At 61.1% G+C, this 17,616-nt stretch carries 22 protein-coding genes, 1 tRNA gene and 1 other RNA gene; 12 read left to right on the forward strand and 12 right to left on the reverse strand.

The genetic code is table 11. The features are described from left to right. Positions 1-49 precede the first annotated feature (49 nt). A complete protein-coding gene (locus tag ACMT3I_RS03240) occupies positions 50-934 on the forward strand; it encodes an EamA family transporter (RefSeq protein ID WP_414802995.1) in 885 nt (294 codons plus the stop codon). Positions 935-941: 7 nt separating this feature from the next. Here the strand turns inward: ACMT3I_RS03240 and ACMT3I_RS03245 are convergent, their stop codons facing one another. From ACMT3I_RS03245 to ACMT3I_RS03255, 3 genes are read right to left on the reverse strand one after another with little or no spacing between them, the layout of a single operon-like run. Then, positions 942-1,598: a pentapeptide repeat-containing protein gene (locus tag ACMT3I_RS03245; protein ID WP_414802996.1), complete on the reverse strand. Its 657-nt coding sequence runs from the start codon at positions 1,596-1,598 to the stop codon at positions 942-944. Beyond that, entirely contained in the window at positions 1,595-2,044 is a 450-nt protein-coding gene (locus ACMT3I_RS03250; protein ID WP_414802997.1) for a nitroreductase family deazaflavin-dependent oxidoreductase, read from the reverse strand. The genes ACMT3I_RS03245 and ACMT3I_RS03250 overlap by 4 nt, the downstream gene beginning before the upstream one ends. 12 nt (positions 2,045-2,056) lie before the next feature. Next, on the reverse strand, positions 2,057-3,343 hold the full coding sequence (locus ACMT3I_RS03255) for an MFS transporter (RefSeq protein ID WP_414802998.1): 1,287 nt from the start codon (positions 3,341-3,343) through the stop codon (positions 2,057-2,059). A 58-nt stretch (positions 3,344-3,401) separates the two neighbouring features. Between ACMT3I_RS03255 and prfB the strand changes: the two genes are divergently transcribed. The 8 genes from prfB (at position 3,402) to ACMT3I_RS03295 (ending at position 9,805) form a co-directional block, all read left to right on the forward strand. Further along, a complete protein-coding gene (gene prfB / locus ACMT3I_RS03260) occupies positions 3,402-4,514 on the forward strand; it encodes a peptide chain release factor 2 (RefSeq protein WP_414802999.1) in 1,113 nt (370 codons plus the stop codon). An 84-nt stretch (positions 4,515-4,598) separates the two neighbouring features. Next, positions 4,599-5,972 carry a cell division ATP-binding protein FtsE gene (gene ftsE / locus ACMT3I_RS03265; RefSeq protein WP_414803000.1) on the forward strand — a complete coding sequence of 458 codons (1,374 nt, stop codon included), beginning with the start codon at positions 4,599-4,601 and terminating at the stop codon, positions 5,970-5,972. Beyond that, a complete protein-coding gene (gene ftsX, locus ACMT3I_RS03270) occupies positions 5,969-6,883 on the forward strand; it encodes a permease-like cell division protein FtsX (protein WP_414803001.1) in 915 nt (304 codons plus the stop codon). The genes ftsE and ftsX overlap by 4 nt, the downstream gene beginning before the upstream one ends. 100 nt (positions 6,884-6,983) lie before the next feature. Next, on the forward strand, positions 6,984-7,460 hold the full coding sequence (gene smpB, locus ACMT3I_RS03275) for an SsrA-binding protein SmpB (RefSeq protein WP_414803002.1): 477 nt from the start codon (positions 6,984-6,986) through the stop codon (positions 7,458-7,460). A gap of 30 nt (positions 7,461-7,490) precedes the next feature. Beyond that, the gene (locus ACMT3I_RS03280) at positions 7,491-8,228 is read left to right on the forward strand and encodes a tyrosine-protein phosphatase (protein ID WP_414803003.1); all 738 of its coding nucleotides are present in this window, start codon (positions 7,491-7,493) and stop codon (positions 8,226-8,228) included. Positions 8,229-8,359: 131 nt separating this feature from the next. Next, positions 8,360-8,746: a transfer-messenger RNA gene (gene ssrA / locus ACMT3I_RS03285) on the forward strand. 166 nt (positions 8,747-8,912) lie between these two features. After that, positions 8,913-9,479 carry a hypothetical protein gene (locus tag ACMT3I_RS03290; protein ID WP_414803004.1) on the forward strand — a complete coding sequence of 189 codons (567 nt, stop codon included), beginning with the start codon at positions 8,913-8,915 and terminating at the stop codon, positions 9,477-9,479. A 20-nt stretch (positions 9,480-9,499) separates the two neighbouring features. Next, a complete protein-coding gene (locus tag ACMT3I_RS03295) occupies positions 9,500-9,805 on the forward strand; it encodes a hypothetical protein (RefSeq protein ID WP_414803005.1) in 306 nt (101 codons plus the stop codon). Positions 9,806-9,823: 18 nt separating this feature from the next. On the opposite strand, the gene ACMT3I_RS03300 is transcribed toward ACMT3I_RS03295, so the two are convergent. Continuing rightward, a complete protein-coding gene (locus ACMT3I_RS03300; RefSeq protein ID WP_414803006.1) occupies positions 9,824-10,624 on the reverse strand; it encodes an inositol monophosphatase family protein in 801 nt (266 codons plus the stop codon). A 118-nt stretch (positions 10,625-10,742) separates the two neighbouring features. On the opposite strand from ACMT3I_RS03300, the gene ACMT3I_RS03305 reads away from it, so the two are divergent. Beyond that, positions 10,743-10,818, forward strand: a tRNA-Lys gene (locus ACMT3I_RS03305). Between the two features lie 51 nt (positions 10,819-10,869). On the opposite strand, the gene ACMT3I_RS03310 is transcribed toward ACMT3I_RS03305, so the two are convergent. Then, positions 10,870-11,508, reverse strand: a complete 639-nt coding sequence (locus ACMT3I_RS03310; RefSeq protein WP_414803007.1) for a dihydrofolate reductase family protein — start codon at positions 11,506-11,508, stop codon at positions 10,870-10,872. Positions 11,509-11,651: 143 nt separating this feature from the next. Between ACMT3I_RS03310 and ACMT3I_RS03315 the strand changes: the two genes are divergently transcribed. Beyond that, complete coding sequence (locus tag ACMT3I_RS03315; protein WP_414803008.1) at positions 11,652-11,948, forward strand: putative quinol monooxygenase; 297 nt, start codon at positions 11,652-11,654, stop codon at positions 11,946-11,948. 41 nt (positions 11,949-11,989) lie between these two features. Here ACMT3I_RS03315 and ACMT3I_RS03320 read toward each other — a convergent pair whose 3' ends face one another. Together ACMT3I_RS03320 and ACMT3I_RS03325 are read right to left on the reverse strand one after the other, a co-directional pair. Continuing rightward, the gene (locus tag ACMT3I_RS03320; RefSeq protein WP_414803009.1) at positions 11,990-12,760 is read right to left on the reverse strand and encodes a hypothetical protein; all 771 of its coding nucleotides are present in this window, start codon (positions 12,758-12,760) and stop codon (positions 11,990-11,992) included. A gap of 50 nt (positions 12,761-12,810) precedes the next feature. Then, the gene (locus ACMT3I_RS03325; RefSeq protein WP_414803010.1) at positions 12,811-13,170 is read right to left on the reverse strand and encodes a hypothetical protein; all 360 of its coding nucleotides are present in this window, start codon (positions 13,168-13,170) and stop codon (positions 12,811-12,813) included. 208 nt (positions 13,171-13,378) lie between these two features. On the opposite strand from ACMT3I_RS03325, the gene moaA reads away from it, so the two are divergent. Beyond that, positions 13,379-14,428: a GTP 3',8-cyclase MoaA gene (gene moaA, locus ACMT3I_RS03330; protein WP_414803011.1), complete on the forward strand. Its 1,050-nt coding sequence runs from the start codon at positions 13,379-13,381 to the stop codon at positions 14,426-14,428. Between the two features lie 10 nt (positions 14,429-14,438). Here the strand turns inward: moaA and ACMT3I_RS03335 are convergent, their stop codons facing one another. The 5 genes from ACMT3I_RS03335 to ACMT3I_RS03355 form a co-directional block, all read right to left on the reverse strand. Further along, positions 14,439-14,615, reverse strand: a complete 177-nt coding sequence (locus tag ACMT3I_RS03335; RefSeq protein ID WP_414803012.1) for a hypothetical protein — start codon at positions 14,613-14,615, stop codon at positions 14,439-14,441. Positions 14,616-14,625: 10 nt separating this feature from the next. Further along, complete coding sequence (locus ACMT3I_RS03340) at positions 14,626-14,997, reverse strand: VOC family protein (RefSeq protein WP_414803013.1); 372 nt, start codon at positions 14,995-14,997, stop codon at positions 14,626-14,628. Between the two features lie 493 nt (positions 14,998-15,490). Beyond that, positions 15,491-16,489: an FKBP-type peptidyl-prolyl cis-trans isomerase gene (locus tag ACMT3I_RS03345; protein ID WP_414803014.1), complete on the reverse strand. Its 999-nt coding sequence runs from the start codon at positions 16,487-16,489 to the stop codon at positions 15,491-15,493. Positions 16,490-16,596: 107 nt separating this feature from the next. Then, positions 16,597-16,965 (reverse strand): META domain-containing protein, encoded by a 369-nt coding sequence (locus ACMT3I_RS03350; protein WP_414803015.1) that lies wholly within the window; start codon positions 16,963-16,965, stop codon positions 16,597-16,599. A gap of 50 nt (positions 16,966-17,015) precedes the next feature. After that, a complete protein-coding gene (locus ACMT3I_RS03355) occupies positions 17,016-17,609 on the reverse strand; it encodes a CbiQ family ECF transporter T component (protein ID WP_414803016.1) in 594 nt (197 codons plus the stop codon). Positions 17,610-17,616: the final 7 nt, after the last annotated feature.

Genomic DNA, 17,616 nt, shown 5'->3' on the forward strand with positions numbered 1-17,616 from the left:
TTCGCGTATTCTCGAGGGTTGCCGTTTTTCGGCAGGGACTGGAGATGGTGTGTCAAAGCGGCGTGAACAGGCGATCGGTGCGGGCGCACAGGTCGTCACCGAAGTAAGTATCAACTTCGGGTCGTCTCTCGCCGGACTGGCGATCCCGCTGGTGGGCTCGCCTGTTGTCGTTGCGGCCAGACAGCTGGTGATGATCGCCGTATTGCTGCCGTTCTACCGACCGAAGCTTGCGCACCTGGCTTGGGGGCGCATCTGGCCGGCACTGATGCTTGGCGTCACGCTCGCGGTGATGAACCTGTCGTTCTACGAGGCCGTCAACATCCTGGGCCTCGGCGTCGCAGCCACCATCGAATTTCTCGGGCCCCTCGCGATCGCGTTGCTGGGTTCTCGACGGCTACTCGACGTGGGTTGCGCTCTTGCGGCGGCCGCCGGTGTCGTGCTGCTGACCTGGTCAGACTCTGAGCTCAGCGTGATCGGGATCGTCCTCGGGCTGGTCGCTGCCGCGGCGTGGGCCGCATACATCCTGCTTACCCGTCGGGTCGGCAAGGACTTCCCCGGCCTGGAGGGCATTTCAATTGCCGGGGTCGTCAGCCTCGCCATCGTGCTGCCGTTCGCGCTCATCACTCTCGACCTCAGCGCCCTTAACTGGGGTGTCATCGGGCTGCTCGCTGCCATCGGCGTGCTGTCGTCTGCGTTCCCGTACTCGCTCGACACGTTCATCCTGCGTCGCATCCCACCGCGCCTGTACGCGATCATCACGAGCTTCGGTCCGGTAATCGCAGCGATGTTCGGCGCCCTGGTGCTGGGGGAGTCGTTCACTCTCGTGCAGCAGATCGCGATCGTGGTGGTCTGCGTGGCAGCCGGCGCCGCCATCGCCACACAACGGGAGCGCCCGAAGACTGACCTCGAGCGCACAGCGGATGCCGTGACCTAAGACAGAGCTACTCGACGATGATGCCGAGGTGTGCCGCGATGATCGGCGCAAACAAACTCAGTTGCGAGTCGTCGATGGTGACGCCGCGCAGCCCGTCGATGCCATGCACGGCGCTGAAATCGCTTGAGCGCAGGTCTACATCCTTGAAACGTGCGCCAGCTACATCGAGCGTGCCGATGCGGCAGTTCTGCAGTTCGAGGCGCTGCACGGTGGCACTGCCGAGGTCGAGTTCTTCGATGATGCAGTTCGAGAGCAACACGTCGGTGAGGTTCGCATTGCGCAGGTTCACGAAGTCGAGCTTTGACCCGTCGATCTGTACTGAGCGCATGTTGGCCTCGTAGACCTCAACTGAACCGAGACGTGAGTGCTCGATCCGCACGTCGCGCCAGATCGAGCGCGGTGCGCTGAAGATCGGAGCCTGCAGGTCGCTGATCACACACTCTGCAAATGTTGCGCCGCGCAGCTTGGTCGCGTTCATCGAGACACCCGAGAACTCGCACTCACGGAAAGTGATGCCGGTCAGCTCGCGGCCGTCGAAATCGACACGGTCGAAGCGCTCACCATCGTGGTCGCCACCTGTCCGTGCCAGGGAGCCATCGACATCCAGGAGGTTGTCGAGCACTATCGGGTCGATCGCGGGGCTTGCAGTCCCCGGCTTCTTCACTCGGCGGCTTCCGGGAGGCGCTCAAGCACGAACACGGGAATCTCACGATCGGTCTTCTTCTGGTATTCCGCGTATTCGGGGTACGCCTCGACTGCACGCTCCCACCACTCAGCCTTTTCTACTCCGAAGATCTCGCGAGCGACCATGTCCCACTTCTGAGGACCGTCCTGCAGCTCGACGACAGGATGCTCAACGACGTTCGAATACCAGACAGGGTTCTTATCACTGCCGCCAAGCGAGGCGACGATGGCGTACTCGCCGTCGTGCTCGACACGCATCAACGCGACCTTGCGCAATTTGCCGGTCTTCGCGCCAACTGTTGTGACAACGACGACGGGCATACCTCTCATCGTCGTGCCCTGGGTGCCACCGGAGCTCTCGTAGAGCTCAACCTGGTCGCGTACCCATTTTTCCTGGCTTGGTTCGTATTCTCCGTTGAGTGGCATCCTGCTATTCAATCAGCCTTGGCCGTCAGATACACGAGCCGACCGCGGTTTGTGAGTGATGTATCGCGGTATGTAACGGCCGAGCAGCACGGCTCCGGCAAGGCCAAGCACGCCCATCACGCCGCTGGCAATGGCGATGGATGCCGCGGCAGTGATTCCCGCGACGGCCAACGGGGCAGCAGCTCCGCCGAAATCGGCCGTGAAGCGCCAACCACCCAGGAACGGTGCCGGGTCGTTCTTCGGTGCCAGGTCAGCGCCCAGGGTCATCAGGATGCCGCTGCCGATGCCATTCGCCAGAGAGAGGAACATGGCAACACCGATGAACCACTCGACGTTGCTCGGAAGATCGTGGGTGAACGCAAGGATGAGATGCCCTGCACCCAGCCCGATCATTGACGGCAGGGCGCTCCAGATGCGGCCGAAGCGATCCATGATCTGGCCACTGACATAGAACAGTGCGAAGTCAATGGCGCCGGCGATACCGATGATGAGCGCGGTGTCAGGTTCGTTGATGCCGATGCTGACGGCCCAGAGCGGCAGGATCACGGTGCGGCTCGCGCGCATTGCTCCGATCAGGCCGGCCCCGGTGCCGAGCCTGAGCAGCACCCCACGGAAGTTCCACAGTGTCTTGAACAGTCCCTCTGACTCCTCAGCGGCGAGCTCTTCGCCTGCGCTGCGCACGACGCCATCCTTCGAGACAGCAACCTGCGGCGGCCCGAAGGTGCTCTCAGGGTCGGGCAGCAGCAGCAACACGACTGCTGCACTGACGGAGCAGATGATGAAGACCCAGAACACCGCCTGGGTGCCGCCGGTGAGGTGGATGAGCCCGGCCGAGATGAACGGCCCGATGAACCAGCCGGCCCGGAAGATGCCGCCAAGGGTCGACAGCGCCCGTGCCCGGTATTCGACGGGAACGTAGCTGGTCATGAACGCGTGCCTGGCGAGCGCGAAGACAGCGGTTGCCAAACCGACGATGAAGATACCGATTCCGAGTACCCAGGGGTTTGGGGCGATGATGCACAGCAACACTGCGGCGATCGTGAGCGCAGACGCGGCGATCATTGCGTTGCGTTCACCGATGCGGGACACAACCCATCCGCTCGGGATGTCGCCGACCAGCTCGCCGAGCATCACCATCGCCGCGATCAACCCGGCCACCGCGAGCGACGCTCCGAGGTTATGGGCGACGATCGGGATCAGCGGGATGATGGCTCCCTCGCCGATGGAGAAGAGCAGAGTGGGGAGGAAAGCAGCGAGTGCGACAGAGCGCAGGCTGAAGGGGCGCGCAGGGATACTCATGACCCATCGATGCTATGCCAGCCCGACCGCAGCTACAGGCCGTTAGACTCTCTGTGACATGGATGAGCAGGATTTCTCGGAGCAGATCGCCGCATTGCGGGCAACGTTTGGCGACATCAGATCGGTGATCGGAGTCGATCGACTTCGCGCCGAAATCGCCGACCTGAGCGAGCAGGCGGGGGTGCCCGACCTCTGGGATGACACCGAGCGTGCCCAGAAGGTCACGAGCGCGCTCAGCCACCGCCAGTCAGAACTGGCGAAGCTTGAGAGCATTGCCTCGCGACTCGACGACCTCGAAGTTCTCGTCGGAATGGCCTTCGACGGCCAGGGTGACCAGGACTCGGCTGATGAAGCCGCGGCAGAACTGAAGAGCATCCAGAAGATTCTCGGTGAGCTTGAGGTGCAGACGCTGCTGAACGGTGAATTCGATCCGCGTCCGGCCGTCATCACAATTCGTGCCGGTGCCGGTGGCGTCGATGCCGCCGACTTCGCCGAGATGCTGATGCGCATGTACCTGCGCTGGGCCGAACAGCACAACTACTCGACGAGCGTGCTAGACGTGAGCTACGCCGAAGAAGCCGGCATCAAGTCAACGACGTTCGAGGTCAACGCTCCATACGCATTCGGCACCCTCAGCGTCGAAGCCGGTACCCACCGCCTGGTGCGCATGAGCCCATTCAACTCGGCGGGCAAGCGCCAGACCTCCTTCGCGGCAGTCGAGGTTGTGCCGCTGATCGAGCAGACCGAATCCGTTGAGATTCCCGACAACGACATCCGTGTCGACGTCTTCAGGTCGAGCGGTCCAGGCGGCCAGTCGGTCAACACCACCGACTCCGCTGTGCGCATCACCCACCTTCCGACGGGCATCGTTGTGAGCTGCCAGAACGAGAAGAGCCAGATTCAGAACCGAGCTGCAGCCATGCGCGTGCTGCAGTCGCGGCTGCTCCTTGTTCAGCGCGAGCAGGAAGCCGCGACGAAGAAAGAACTTGCGGGCAACATCACCGCCAGCTGGGGTGACCAGATGCGCAGCTACGTTCTCGCTCCGTACCAGATGGTCAAAGACCTCCGCACTGACTTCGAGGTCAACAACCCCTCGAACGTGTTCGACGGTGACCTTGACGGATTCATTGCTGCCGGCATCCGCTGGCGTAAGCAGTCTCCCGAGAACTAAGCGCACGATTCATAGCCAACGGATCACCCGAATTCGCATGTCGCGCTCGATAAATCGCGGATGCCTGCCTAGGCTCGAATGGCCATGATCCGCTTTGATCACATCACCAAGCAATATCCGGGTACGAACCGACCGGCCCTGAATTCCATCGACCTCGAAATCCTGCGTGGAGAGTTTGTCTTCCTCGTCGGCGCATCGGGCTCGGGGAAGTCAAGCTGTCTGCGACTTGTCTTGAAGGAGGAGAAGCCGACCAGCGGCAGCATTCACGTGCTGGGGCAGGATCTGCGCTCCATCTCCAACCGCAAGGTGCCGTACTTCCGCCGCAACCTCGGGGTCGTCTTTCAGGACTTCCGTCTTCTGCCAAACAAGAGCGTGTACGACAATGTCGCCTTCAGTCTGCAGGTGATCGGTAAATCGCGTGGATTCATTCAGGAAGCCGTGCCTGACACCCTGAAAATGGTTGGCTTGGCCGAGAAAGCCCAGCGTCTGCCGCACGAGCTTTCAGGTGGTGAGCAACAGCGTGTTGCCATCGCCCGCGCCATTGTCAACAAGCCGCAAATCCTTCTCGCCGATGAGCCGACGGGTAACCTCGATCCGACGACGAGCGCGGGAATCATGTCGCTTCTCGAGCGCATCAATGCTGGTGGCACCACAATCCTGATGGCGACCCACGAGGCCGGCATCGTCGACCAGATGCAGCGCCGCGTGATCGAGCTGGCCAGCGGCCAGATCGTGCGTGATGAGCGCCAGGGCGGCTACGGGCGCACATCGGCGATCCAGACGATCACGACATCCGCTCCGGCAACCGCGAGCACCCCCGTTGCTGCTGCTGCGCCGACGACCGCGAGCACTGCGGCCCAGGTCGCACCGACGGCGGGTCCGACGGCTACGAGCCCGACTGCTACGAGCCGGTCGGCCACCAACCTGTCAGCGACCGGCCCGTCAGCGACCGGCCCGTCAGTGGTGAGCCGACCAATCACCAATCCGCCAGCACGTCGGTCCGCAGCGCCGGCTGCACCAGTCGCACCGCTGGCACCTCCGGCTGCTGTCCAGGCACCGTCGCGGCACCGGCCACCGGTTGCTCCGGTTCCGACCGCCCATTCGCCGTTTGCTCCTCCTGCTCGCGGTGCTGAGCAGGCCCCTGCGGCCCCATCCACACCAACGAGTGCACCGACATCCGTGCCGACACACACGGGCATGCACGCTGCTGTCTCGGAGCAGGACTCCATAACTGCCGATACCGGCATGCCCGTCATCCCCGCCCCCGAGCCGGTGCGTGAGTCGAACGTCGACACCCAGCCGCCAACGGATGCCGTGCGCACAATGGGCCGTCCGGTGCTGCCTGTTACCCAGCATGACGTTCCTGAGCAGTTGACGCTCGCCGAAAAACTGGGGCTGCGTGCCCCGGGAGAAAAACCTGACCACACCGGTGAGCAGAATGTAGGACCAACCCGATGAGACTTGCACTCGTTCTTTCCGAGGCTGCAAGCGGTTTGCGTCGCAATGCCTCGATGGTCGTTTCGGTCGTCCTGGTGACCTTCATTTCGTTGACCTTCGTCGGTACCGCGATTCTGCTGCAGATGCAGATCGGCCAGATGAAGAACTTCTGGTATGAAAAGGCCCAGGTCGGTATCTACATGTGCACGGCGATCTCGCCTGGCGAGACCTGTGCTGCTGGTGAAGCGACACAGGAGCAGATCGATGCGGTGGAAGAGAAGCTCCAATCTCCGACGCTCGCGCCGTACATCGACAAGTTCTACTTCGAGACGCATGAACAGGCGTTTGAGAACTTCAAGAAGCAGTTCGCCGGAAACCCCGTCGCCGACTACGTCACGGCCGATCAGCTCAACCAAACGTTCTGGGTGAACCTGATCGATCCGTCGCAATCCGATGTGTTGATGGAAGCCCTTTCCGGCACCTCGGGTGTCGAGAACGTGACTGATCAACGCAAGTATCTCGACCAGATCTTCTCGGTGTTGAACGTCGCCAGTTACACAGCGATCGGTATTGCAGCCCTGATGCTGGTGGCTGCGGTGCTACTGATCGCGACGACGATTAGGCTGTCTGCGTTCTCGCGTCGCCGGGAGATCGGCATCATGAGATTGGTCGGTGCGTCCAACCGGTTTATTCAAACCCCTTTCATCCTGGAAGGCGTGTTCGCTGCCCTCCTCGGTTCCTTGCTGGCCGGGGGTGCCATCCTCGCAATCGTGCGATGGTTCGTTCAGGATTATCTGACGGTCAGGCTCAATGGTTTCGCGTTGATCGGAATGGATGACGCGCTGATCGTCGTGCCGGTCCTGCTGATACTGGGTGCTCTGCTCGCCGCACTGTCAGCGAACTTCGCGATCAGCCGGTATTTGAAGGTGTAGTTGGCCTCACCGGTCTGGCGTGATGGCATCCGTCGTCGCGCTAGACTGGTGGGCTGCCCGGCAGATGCCGGCACACAGACACTAGATCGAGGAGAACTTCGTGCCCAGGGAACGTGGCGAAAAGGTCGTAGCGACCAATCGCAAGGCGCGTCACGACTATCTCATTGAGGACACCTACGAGGCCGGAATGGTTCTCAGCGGTACCGAGGTGAAGTCGTTGCGGGCGGGTCGAGCGTCCCTGGTTGACGGCTACGCGTTCATCGAGAACGGCGAAGCCTGGCTCGATGCCGTGCATATTCCCGAGTACACGGCCGGCACCTGGACGAACCATCCTCCGCGCCGCAAGCGCAAGCTGCTTCTGCATAAGCAGGAGATCATCAAGATCAGCCACAAGACCAAGGAGGGTGGATACACCCTCATTCCGCTGAAGATCTATTTCAGCGACGGTCGGGCCAAGGTTGAGATTGCAGTCGCCAAGGGTAAGAAAGAATACGACAAGCGCCAGACGCTCAGGGAGCGTCAGGACAAGCGCGAATCCGACAGGGCGATGTCGGCACGGAAGCACCTCGGAGACTAAGACCTCTATCTCGACAGGAGACCGGTGGGAATGAACACAGAAGTTCGCATACCAGTGGACGGCACATTCAATTTTCGTGAGCCGGCCGGTTTTCAGGCCACTAACGGGGTGATCCGGAGTGGTGTTCTCTATCGCTCTGATGCCCTGAAGGGGCTGACGGATCTCGGTCGCACGCAACTTGTCGAACTCGGTGTGCGCACCATCATCGACCTGCGCGATGACTTCGAGGTCAAGGTGCAGCCGGATGCCATCGACGACCTCGATATCGATGTGGTGAGCCTGCCGGTCTACGAGGGGACAGCGGCGGCGAACAGCGGGCCAGGAATCACCCTGCCTGCGATGTACGAGAGCATGGTGCTTGAACACGGCGCGATGCTGGTGAGTGCATTGCGCCTCATTGCAGAGCATGAGGACGGCGCGGTGCTCGTGCACTGTACGGCAGGTAAGGACCGCACCGGAATCGTGGTGGCGCTCGCACTTCGCGCTGTGGGTGTGGCTCGCGAGGTAGTCATTGCTGATTACGCGGTGTCTGAGCAGAACCTCAAGGGGGAGTGGCTGCACGAGATGCTTGCGCTGCTCGGGCGCTATGGCATCGAGGAGACGCCCGAGCTTCGCGCTCTCATGGGTGGCACGCCGCCCGACGTGATGGCGGGGCTGCTCGATCTCATCGACGAGCGCTACGGCTCGGTCGGAGACTATCTGATCTCGCAGGGGCTCACCGCTGCCGAGATTGCGGAGCTCGATAACACCTTGGTCGCATCGGCATGAAATACCCAGCGGATGTGTTGTAACATAAAAGGCTGCAGGGTACTGAACTAGTTCGGTGCACTGCATTGGTAATTCAACAGTGTGTGACAGCGACCCACCTTCTGCCCTGTTCAATGGCGCAAGGTGTGCATGGGGATGATCGGTTTCGACATTGCCTGCGCAATTGTGAGAAGCGGGTCGAGGATGCAGGGTTATCTCGTTAACGATCTCTGCAAAACAATAAGTGCCAATTCAAAGCGCACTGACTCTGCTTCTGCTTACGCCCTCGCGGCCTAAGTAAAGCACTTATAGAGTCCGTCAGACCGGGAATGCTCTCTACCCGGACCCTGGCGCAATTTAGAGAGATTGCTTCTACATTGAGCCCCGGGGTGTAGAGGGACTTAAACGAAGGCTGGGCTCGTCGGAGTAGGTGCCAGTGGCAAATTCCGGAGCCGAGTAGAACGATTTCACTGGATACACCCGTAGAAGGCACATGACCACAGCAGTGGACGGGGGTTCAATTCCCCCCATCTCCACCATTTGGTCGCTGTTACACACGTTGACGAATCAACCCGCGCTCCTCGTGAGTGCGGGTTTTTTCGTGTCGCGGGGTCTCGCCGCTCTGCTCCCAGCGGATGACAATGGGCAGAGTCGGCGTCGACGGGTCCAGCTGCTGGATGTCCGGCCGCAGGAAGGAAGCTCAGTATGACGGATCCCGAGCCTGCAGCTCCACGGCATCAGGCTGCCGCTCATCGCGTCGACTCCACGACATCCGCTGGCCAGAAGTCGATTGTTCTCGTACTGCGGGCGTACCGCACCGAGTACGCGATCTACGGCACCGTGCTGGTGAGCGCCCTGATCGCCGTCGGCTGGAAGTACAACACCGACCTTGAGGTGCTCATTTTCACTGTCGGAACGGTCGGCGTTTTCTGGCTCGCACATATCTACTCTGGCGTGGTCGCCGGGGAGAAACCGGAGGGCCCGCGCGCGCCTGCTCTGTGGCACGCCGCACGTGAATCGGCCCGCACGTCCGTCGGTATGGTGCTGGCCATGCTGCTTCCGGCGTTCATCCTGCTGCTGGCGACCCTGGGCATCCTCGACGAATATGTGGCCTACTACATCGCGCTGTGGGTAGGGGTGTTTGTGCTTGCGGTGCTCGGCTGGATGAACTCCATGCGGCGGGGCAATACCTGGCCCTTGCACGTGCTCAGTGCGGCCATCACTACTGCGCTGGGGCTCGGGGTGATCTGGCTCAGTACCTTGGTGCACTGAGCGCGCCCTAGGCTGAGGGTGTGAATTCCTCTGGAGCGGCGCCACAGTATCGACTTGAGCTGTTGCTATCCAAGCCACCACTCGGCTGGTTTCCGAAGCCGACAGTCGTTCTGAACGGACGCGGCCAACCTGCGCAGTGGGGGAGCGGCACCTGGCAGGTCACCGCAGACGATTCGGCCGTCATCAAAGTCTTCTTGTTCAACCGTATGTGGCGTTTCGGTGCAGCTGAACTGGATCTCGGTTCTGAGCGCCCTGCCCGGCTCGTCTATTCGGCGCCGTGGCTTCCATTCCTGGCCGGGAGGCTGCGCGTTCACTCTGGACGCTGACCTCGCTGCAGTTGAGTGCTATTTCGTGTTCAGGTGGTCGAGCACGCTCTTGTGCAGCAGGCCGTTGGTGGCCAGCGAGCTGCCGTGAGCGAGGTCGTCGTGCCCGTCGATGGTGGTGAATTGTCCACCGGCTTCCAGAACGATCGGAATCAAAGCTGCGATGTCATAGGGCTTGACATCAAACTCGGCGACCACGTCGATGAGTCCTTCAGCGAGCATCATGTACGGCCACATGTCGCCGTAGGCGCGGTCGCGCCAGACGGTGCGGGTGAGGCTGATGAGTCGGTCGAGGTAGCCGGCGTCATCCCACTGCTCGATGCTCTGGAAGCTCAGGGACGCGTCAGCGAGGTTGCTGACTCCTGACACGCGGATCTGACGGGGAGCTTCAGTGCCCTCTTGGATCCACGCGCCCGCGCCGATTGTCGCCCACCAGCGCTTGCCGAGTGCCGGTGCACTGACGACGCCGACAACAGGAACGCCGTCGATGGCCAGCGAGATGAGTGTTGCCCACACGGGCACCCCGCGCAGAAAGTTGGCGGTGCCATCGATGGGATCGATGATCCACTGGCGCCGTGCATCGCCGGCTGTGCCGTATTCCTCACCGAAGAAGGCATCCTCAGGACGAGCGGATGTGACGAGATCGCGGATTGCGCGTTCAACTGCGCGGTCGGCATCGGTAACGAACGTGCGGTCTGGCTTTGTCGAAATCTCGAGGTCAACCGATTTAAAGCGTTCGCGCGAAATCGCATCCGCCGCATCGGCAAGCCCGATGGCCAGCGCGAGGTCGTTTTCGAGGGTGTATTTACCGGTGTCAGTCACACCCCAAGACTAGTGAAAGCGGCGCAACACGCCGACGTGCACGCTCGATTGGCGCCACGATCAAATCTGATGCTATTGTTTTACCTCGGCCGGGGTTACAAGCTAAGGCCAGAAACAAGCACCTCTAGCTCAATTGGCAGAGCAACTGACTCTTAATCAGTGGGTTCCGGGTTCAAGTCCCGGGGGGTGCACCACCGAATCCCGTCTCGCAGGCTCCAAGCCGCGAGGCGGGATTTTTCTGTTGCCTACGCACCCCGATCGGGACGGGACATATCGCCCGTCGTCGGCTTTCCCTCGCCGGGTCCATAGCGCAGCAGCACGGTGCCTGTCTCAGACGCAATCGGAGTCGCCAGCAGCGTGAGCCCGAGCGGAGACCCAACAGGTTCGAACAGGCGCTTGCCCGCACCGAGCACGATCGGATACACCCACAGGTTGAGCTGGTCGAACAGGCCATCGGCCACCAGCGTGCGAGCGAAGTTGATGCTGCCGATGACGTGAACCTGCTCGTGGCGCCCGCGCAGTGTCGATATCTCTGCGGCCAGATCGCTCCCGAGCAGGTGCGAGTCGCGCCAGGGCAGTTCAGGGGTGCCTCTTGATGCGACGTACTTGGGAATCCCGTTGAATATTCGCGCGATCTCGCTGTCGGGCCCGTCGAGCTGATGCGGCCAGTACCCGGCGAAGATATCGTAGGTGCGCCGGCCGAGAAGTAGGGCATCAGTCGCTCGGATGCCTTCCATGATTTGTTCGCCATCGACTGCGCTGGCCAGCGGCGCCTGCCAGCCACCGAAGGCGAAGCCACCGTCGGTATCTTCGTCTGGACCACCAGGAGCCTGCGAGACTCCGTCGAGTGTTGTGAACAAGTCGATGAGAATTCGACCGGACATAGGGATTTCCTTTCGTCGTTGCACACGCCTCGCGGCCAGCCTGCGGGAGAGATCATCCCGCGTCAATGCCCGCTGTGCCATTGTTCGAAGCCGTCCACCTTTCTAGACTTCAGGGCAATAAAACTGACGTTGAGGAGAGCAAAATGGCACTCACATATGGGCTGCTTGCCCTGGTCGAAGCCAAGCCAGGAAAAGAACAGGATGTCTGGGACTTCCTGGAATCCGGTCGGGAGATCGTCGCAGGCGAACCTGGCACCAGAACCTGGTACGCCTTTCGAGTAGATGAATCGACATTCGGCATCTTCGACACATTCGAGACCGAAGATGCCAGGCAGGCCCATTTGCAGGGGGCGATTCCCGCAGCACTTGCCGAGAACGGCCCCGCCCTGCTGGCCAAGGATCCAGACATTAGGCTGCTCGACATCATCGCCGTCAAATAGCAGCGCCGGCGCCCTGGTCACCGGGGGTGTCGTGAGGTGGCCTAGGGCATGAAAGCTCGAAGGACTGCAACGACCCAGTAAGCGCCTGCCGTGGCCGCCACAAGCGCTCCGGCGCAGATTCCAGCCTTCTGCCCAATTGTCGTACGACGACGGAGGCGCCGTCCGCGCGAGCCAATCCTGAAGGTCGCGTCTGTACCTCCCATGGCAGTGATCTGGGCTCGGCGGAACGGATCGCTCATGGAGGTCCCGCCATCTCGGGCGTCCTGGTAGTGGATCGTCTGTTTGTTCAGCTTGCGTTCAAGAAACTGCACGAGCTCTGGAACGACCGAGAGGGCTGTCGTCGTTGCGAACGCGGCGGCCGGCGCGTAGATGAGGACTCGGTTGTCGACGAGCTCTATGTCGCATCCGGAAGCAGAATCAACCAGATGCGACATCACATCTGGGGTGAAGACATAGAGTGCGTCTGCCTCGTATCCGCGAGGGCAATACAGCGAAAAAGTCGCGTCGAAGTCGCCCTCAAGTGCAAGGCGTTGACCCTCGTTCAGTGCAATCCCTGCTTTGCTCAGAACGCCGTCAGTCGAGCTGATCAACACCATGTTCGGCACAGGCCGTGGCAACGTGATCACCACAAGCTGAACGTTCCGAACTCGTCTACCCATTGCCGACAGCGACCCGAACAAAAACGGGGTCAGAGAGGCTGTGGCGTCTATAACGTCGGTCATGATGACGCGCTTCGTATTGGCGAACAGCAGGCCGGACACGGGCGGATTCAGCACTCGCGCACGGTAAGCGTAGCCACCAGCGTCAGCCACGGTTCTCACCAACGATGCGCGATGGTGCAGCTGGCGGCTACTGCGCACTATTACGCTTTGCCGACCTGGCCGCCGAGTCGTCGAACAACCTCGAAGAGCGTGTCGTTGTCGTGCTCCTGGATCTCTTTGGCGCGGTCAGCTCCGACTGTGGCGTCGTTTGCGGTGTACGAGAGGTTCACCTTGTACTTCGTACCGTTGAGTGCAATCTGGATGCTGGGCATGAGTGAGTAGAGCATCACCTTCTTGACCTGAATGTCTGAGACCGGTGCGCTGTCGATGAGGTCTCCGTTGTCGCGCAGGAGGCCGAGGTGGCCTTCGTCGATCACGACCTGCCCCTGCTTGGCAAACCACTTCATGCCGGCCGTAATCGTTGCACCGAAGCCGCTGGTGAATTCAGGTGTAGTAGTCAATGTTCAGTTGCCCCTCGTTGGCGAATTTCTAGCTATCTTCGCGAACCATACCAGCCGATGAGCTCTGTCAGGTGGCCCCAGTACGTGGGCTGATCGGGAGTTTTGTTGCAGTCCTCGCCATCCTGCAAGGAGATCGTGGGTCTCAGGCGATCTCAGCAAAGGGCGTCGTGACAGCCTGTGTCGGCACTGACGGTTTAGGCTCAGCCCCATGGGTTCATCACCGGACTATCCCTTGGTCAGAGACGCCAGGGGTCGTGCGCTCCGCGACCTCCGGATCTCGGTCACTGACCGGTGCAACTTTCGGTGTGTTTACTGCATGCCGAAGGAGATATTTGGCCGTGATTTTCAGTACCTTCCGAAGTCGTCACTCCTCACCTTCGAGGAGATCACTCGGCTGGCCGGAATCGCTGCGCTGCACGGCGTCGAAAAGATCAGGCTGACGGGCGGCGAACCGCTGTTGCGCGTGGGTCTGCCCGATCTGGTTGGTATGTTGAGCGCGATTCGGACCTCTGACGGGCATCCGCTCGATATAGCTGTGACCACGAATGGCTCTGCATTGGCGCACCTGGCTCCCGCGCTGAAGGAGGCTGGGATGTCCCGCGTCACCGTATCGCTCGACTCGCTTGATAACGCCACGTTCACCGCTATGAACGACGTCGACTTTCCCGTATCGCGGGTACTCAAAGGGATCGATGCTGCACGTGACGCTGGCCTGGCCGTCAAGGTGAACATGGTGGTCAAGCGCGGCTTCAACGACCAGGACATCCTGCCGATGGCCCGCCATTTCAAGGGCACCGGCCACATCCTGCGATTCATCGAGTACATGGATGTCGGATCAACGAACGGTTGGACGATGAACGAGGTTGTTCCTTCGGCTGACGTCATTGCTCGAATCACCGCTGAAATGCCGCTCGAGGTGATTGTGCCGAACTACAGCGGCGAGACTGCGGCCAGATGGCGCTATCAGGATGGCGGCGGCGAGATCGGCGTGATCTCCAGCGTCACCCAATCGTTCTGCGGCAGCTGCACCCGGGTGCGCGTGTCAACAGAGGGACGACTCTTCACCTGCCTGTTTGCGACTGAGGGGCACGACCTGCGCGGCCTGATGAGAAGCGGATGCTCAGACGAGCAACTCGGCGGGTTCCTGGCAAATATTTGGCGGGCCCGCGACGACAGATACTCAGAGCTTCGAAGCGCGCAGACACCGTCAATGACCGGCCGTGCGAAGAAGATCGAAATGTCGTATATCGGAGGCTAAGGCCGCCGAGCTATTTGTCTTCGGTGTCTTGCGCTGGAAGGTCGTCGATCTCTTCGTCGGCTTCGTCGGCTTCGTCAGCGCGGGTGCCCTCATCGAGTGTGCCCATGCCATCCGGGTAGCCAGCCTGGTCTGGATACTCAATATCGTCGGCGTGCTTACGCGCGTCGCCATTGTGTGAATCACTCATCGTCATCGCCTCAATCGCGCTTGGGCAGCTGCTGAAGTGCCCACGTGTTGCCATCTGGGTCTGCAAAGTACACGAAGCGACCCCAGTCCTGTTCATCGACTTCGCTGGCGTCTACGCCGGCCGTGATCAGCTGCTCTCTGGCCGCATCCGCGTCGGGAACAACGATCTGGATGCCCTTCTGCGAGCCGGGTTCCATCTCGGAGATTCCGACGCCGAAACAGATCGAACAGGCAGATCCAGGCGGCGTGAGCTGCACAAATCTGAGGTTCTCATTGACTACGACGTCGAAGTCGGCATTAAATCCGACCTGGTCGACATAGAAGGCCTTTGACCTGTCGGTGTCTGTGACGGGTATCGGAATGAGTTCTATCTTCCAGTCCATGTTGTGCGCTCTCCTCGTCGTGAAGCATGCGGTTTCATCGCTGTGCTGCCGAGGTTAGCGCTGTCACTCTGGACAGGCCAGAGGAAGATTGACTGGTTGATCGACTACGCGCACGCGCGCGTTTCGACCCATTCGTAAGTTGCTTCGGACGAGCGCGGCGGGTGGGTGGCGAGAAGCCACATCCCCGAGACGGTCCGACCTCGCTGGTCAACCGGATCAACAAGAAGCGCGGGCAGATCGCCGTGCCTGTCTGGTACGAGCATGATCCGCGGGGGGTACTTATTCAGGTGCGGTCCACGAAGCGCTGCAGCAATAGTTCCGGATTTCATGGGGGACACCTTTCGCTCTGCGGTTACAGGCCACTATCGGCAGACGGGTCACCTGCGTAAGGGGGCAAAGGGGCACGGGTGCCGATTAAACGCGTGTGCACCGGATGCCAGGCATCCGGTGCACACGTGCGAGTCAGTCGAGCAGACGACTCCAGCGAAGCTGCTTACTGGGCTGCTGCCGCAGCTGCGGGGGTTGTGGCCAGAATGTCGATGACAAAGACCAGGGTGTCTGTGCCGCTGATGCCGGCGCTGGAGTTACCGGATTCTCCGTAGCCTTCTGCCGGCGGGATGGTGACCAAGACCTGCGAGCCAACGGTCTGGCCGACAAGGGCTGCCTTGAAGCCGGAGACGACAGCGTTGGTGCCCAGCGTTGTCGGGCCTGTGGTCGGCCAGGAGCTGTCGAAGGTCTCGCCGGTTGCCCACACCACGCCGGTGTATTCCAGCGCGACTGAATCGCCATCGGCGACGACGGTACCGTCACCCTTCTTGAGCACAGAAACCTTCAGGTCGCTTGGCGCTTCGGTATCGGGGATCGTGATGGTCGGCGAACCGTCCTTCGCGAGCTTGACCGTGGGAAGGCCATCCTCTGCCGGCTGATCGACGCCTGTCGCCTTGGACGGCACGACCTCGTTCACGTCAATGACGAAGATCATCGAGTCATCCGCCGTAACGCCGAAGTCGGTTGAGCCCGTTTCTCCGAATGCTTCGTCAGGAGGCATGATCGCCACGACGCGGTCACCTGCTACGGAGCAGTTGAGGGCCTTGACCAAGCCGGTGATGTACTGGGAGTCGTCAACGGTGAGCGTGGCGGTGGCCGCCTCAGCCCCGTAACCAGTGCTGTCGATGGTCTCGCCAGACGTCGCGTTGTACGCAGTGTACGAGATCTGCAGCATTGAACCGTCGCCGGCAGTTTCGCCGCCATTACCCTCGATCGCGACGGTGCGCTCTGTGGTGTCGACGTTGAGCGGGGAATCGAATTTGACAGTCGGCTCTGTGCCGAAGTCGCCGCTCACCGCGATGGCATCAGAGCTTTCGCCCGACGTGGTGCATTTGTCGGTCACCGAAGCAGCGTCTGTGCTTTTAGCGTCGTCTGCGCCGGTGCTGCAGGCGGTCAGCGCGAGAGTGACGCCAACGATCGTGAGAATTGCGGGGAGTTTGGGCACTAGAAATCTTCCTATATCAGGGGTGATCGAAAATTCGACTTGCCTAGAATGCCCGGTTTACCTTCGAAGAACCTAAGTGTGACCTGAGTTAGTCGGGAGTATCGGAATTAATCCTGCTTGGTCAGGGTGCCGATGGAGTCGCCTGATGCGCCCAGGACAGTCATGATTTTGCCGTCGAGAGTCGCAGATGCTGCTTCGGACAGCCATGTGTCGACGTCCTCGCAGGCCATGCGCGTCGAACCCAATTCGGTGAACGTGATCGTCGTCTCGTTCTCTGCGATCCAGCCGCCGACGAGTCGGTTGCAACCGTCAGAACCGGCAAGGGATCCGTCGTCGGTGAGCTCCAGATAGGCATCGCCTGAGTCTGGGGCTGCTCCCCACACGCCTGCCGGGGTCGCGGCAGAGTCAGCTGCGGCACATCCGCTCAGGAGGACGACTGATGTGGCGAGCGCGAGGACGATGAATTTAGCCTTCATGGTCAACACCATAGTGGGCTTCGTCGGCGTAGCGGGAGGGAGTCCGCTGGTCAGTCGTCACAACCTCTGGCCGTCAAAGCCTCGCCGATCGCATCAGCGGCATACAGCGAGCGCACGACGACGGGGACCGCCAGCGCGAGCAACGAACCCTGAGCGCCACGGGCTTTTCTGGCCTCGAGCACCTCGGTGACGATTTCGGCGATGAGTGGAATGCAGCGGATGGTGAGCGCGACAAGAAGTCCGACCCGATCCGTGTCGATCCAACGCCGGAAAGGCCGAAGCAGTATCTGGAAGGCTTCGAGCACCGCAGTGACTGTCGTAGTCAGAGTGAAGAGCGCGGCGAGGGCAACGGCAACAAGCAGTCGGCCGGCCATCAGCCCGGCAACCAGCCAGCCGGCGAAGATGACCTGTAGCGGCACAGCAATAATCAGAAGCCACAGGACCGGGGCGACCTGCCTCCAGAGCACGCGAAGCGGCACCCCGGACAGCAGTGTGAGGACGACGACCGCGAGCAGCGCGCCTGCGAGATACCGGGGATCTGGAATGATGCTGACGCCGATTACTCCCAGTGAAAGCAGTGCGAGCTTCAGCAGAGTCGGCGCGCGGTGCACGAATGAGGTGCCGGGGTGATAGAGGCCGATCACCGAAGAA

Origin of the sequence: Leifsonia sp. A12D58, from assembly GCF_047530025.1 — a bacterium.
GTDB lineage: Bacteria > Actinomycetota > Actinomycetes > Actinomycetales > Microbacteriaceae > Cryobacterium.

Bases quoted from the DNA above. Each gene is read 5' to 3' on its own strand.
- ACMT3I_RS03250 (WP_414802997.1), bottom strand. From the start codon at position 2,044: ATGCCACTCAACGGAGAATACGAACCAAGCCAGGAAAAATGGGTACGC.
- ACMT3I_RS03255 (WP_414802998.1), bottom strand. From the start codon at position 3,343: ATGAGTATCCCTGCGCGCCCCTTCAGCCTGCGCTCTGTCGCACTCGCT.
- prfB (WP_414802999.1), top strand. From the start codon at position 3,402: ATGGATGAGCAGGATTTCTCGGAGCAGATCGCCGCATTGCGGGCAACG.
- ftsE (WP_414803000.1), top strand. From the start codon at position 4,599: ATGATCCGCTTTGATCACATCACCAAGCAATATCCGGGTACGAACCGA.
- ftsX (WP_414803001.1), top strand. From the start codon at position 5,969: ATGAGACTTGCACTCGTTCTTTCCGAGGCTGCAAGCGGTTTGCGTCGC.
- ACMT3I_RS03280 (WP_414803003.1), top strand. From the start codon at position 7,491: ATGAACACAGAAGTTCGCATACCAGTGGACGGCACATTCAATTTTCGT.
- ACMT3I_RS03290 (WP_414803004.1), top strand. From the start codon at position 8,913: ATGACGGATCCCGAGCCTGCAGCTCCACGGCATCAGGCTGCCGCTCAT.
- ACMT3I_RS03310 (WP_414803007.1), bottom strand. From the start codon at position 11,508: ATGTCCGGTCGAATTCTCATCGACTTGTTCACAACACTCGACGGAGTC.
- ACMT3I_RS03315 (WP_414803008.1), top strand. From the start codon at position 11,652: ATGGCACTCACATATGGGCTGCTTGCCCTGGTCGAAGCCAAGCCAGGA.
- moaA (WP_414803011.1), top strand. From the start codon at position 13,379: ATGGGTTCATCACCGGACTATCCCTTGGTCAGAGACGCCAGGGGTCGT.
- ACMT3I_RS03335 (WP_414803012.1), bottom strand. From the start codon at position 14,615: ATGAGTGATTCACACAATGGCGACGCGCGTAAGCACGCCGACGATATT.
- ACMT3I_RS03340 (WP_414803013.1), bottom strand. From the start codon at position 14,997: ATGGACTGGAAGATAGAACTCATTCCGATACCCGTCACAGACACCGAC.
- ACMT3I_RS03350 (WP_414803015.1), bottom strand. From the start codon at position 16,965: ATGAAGGCTAAATTCATCGTCCTCGCGCTCGCCACATCAGTCGTCCTC.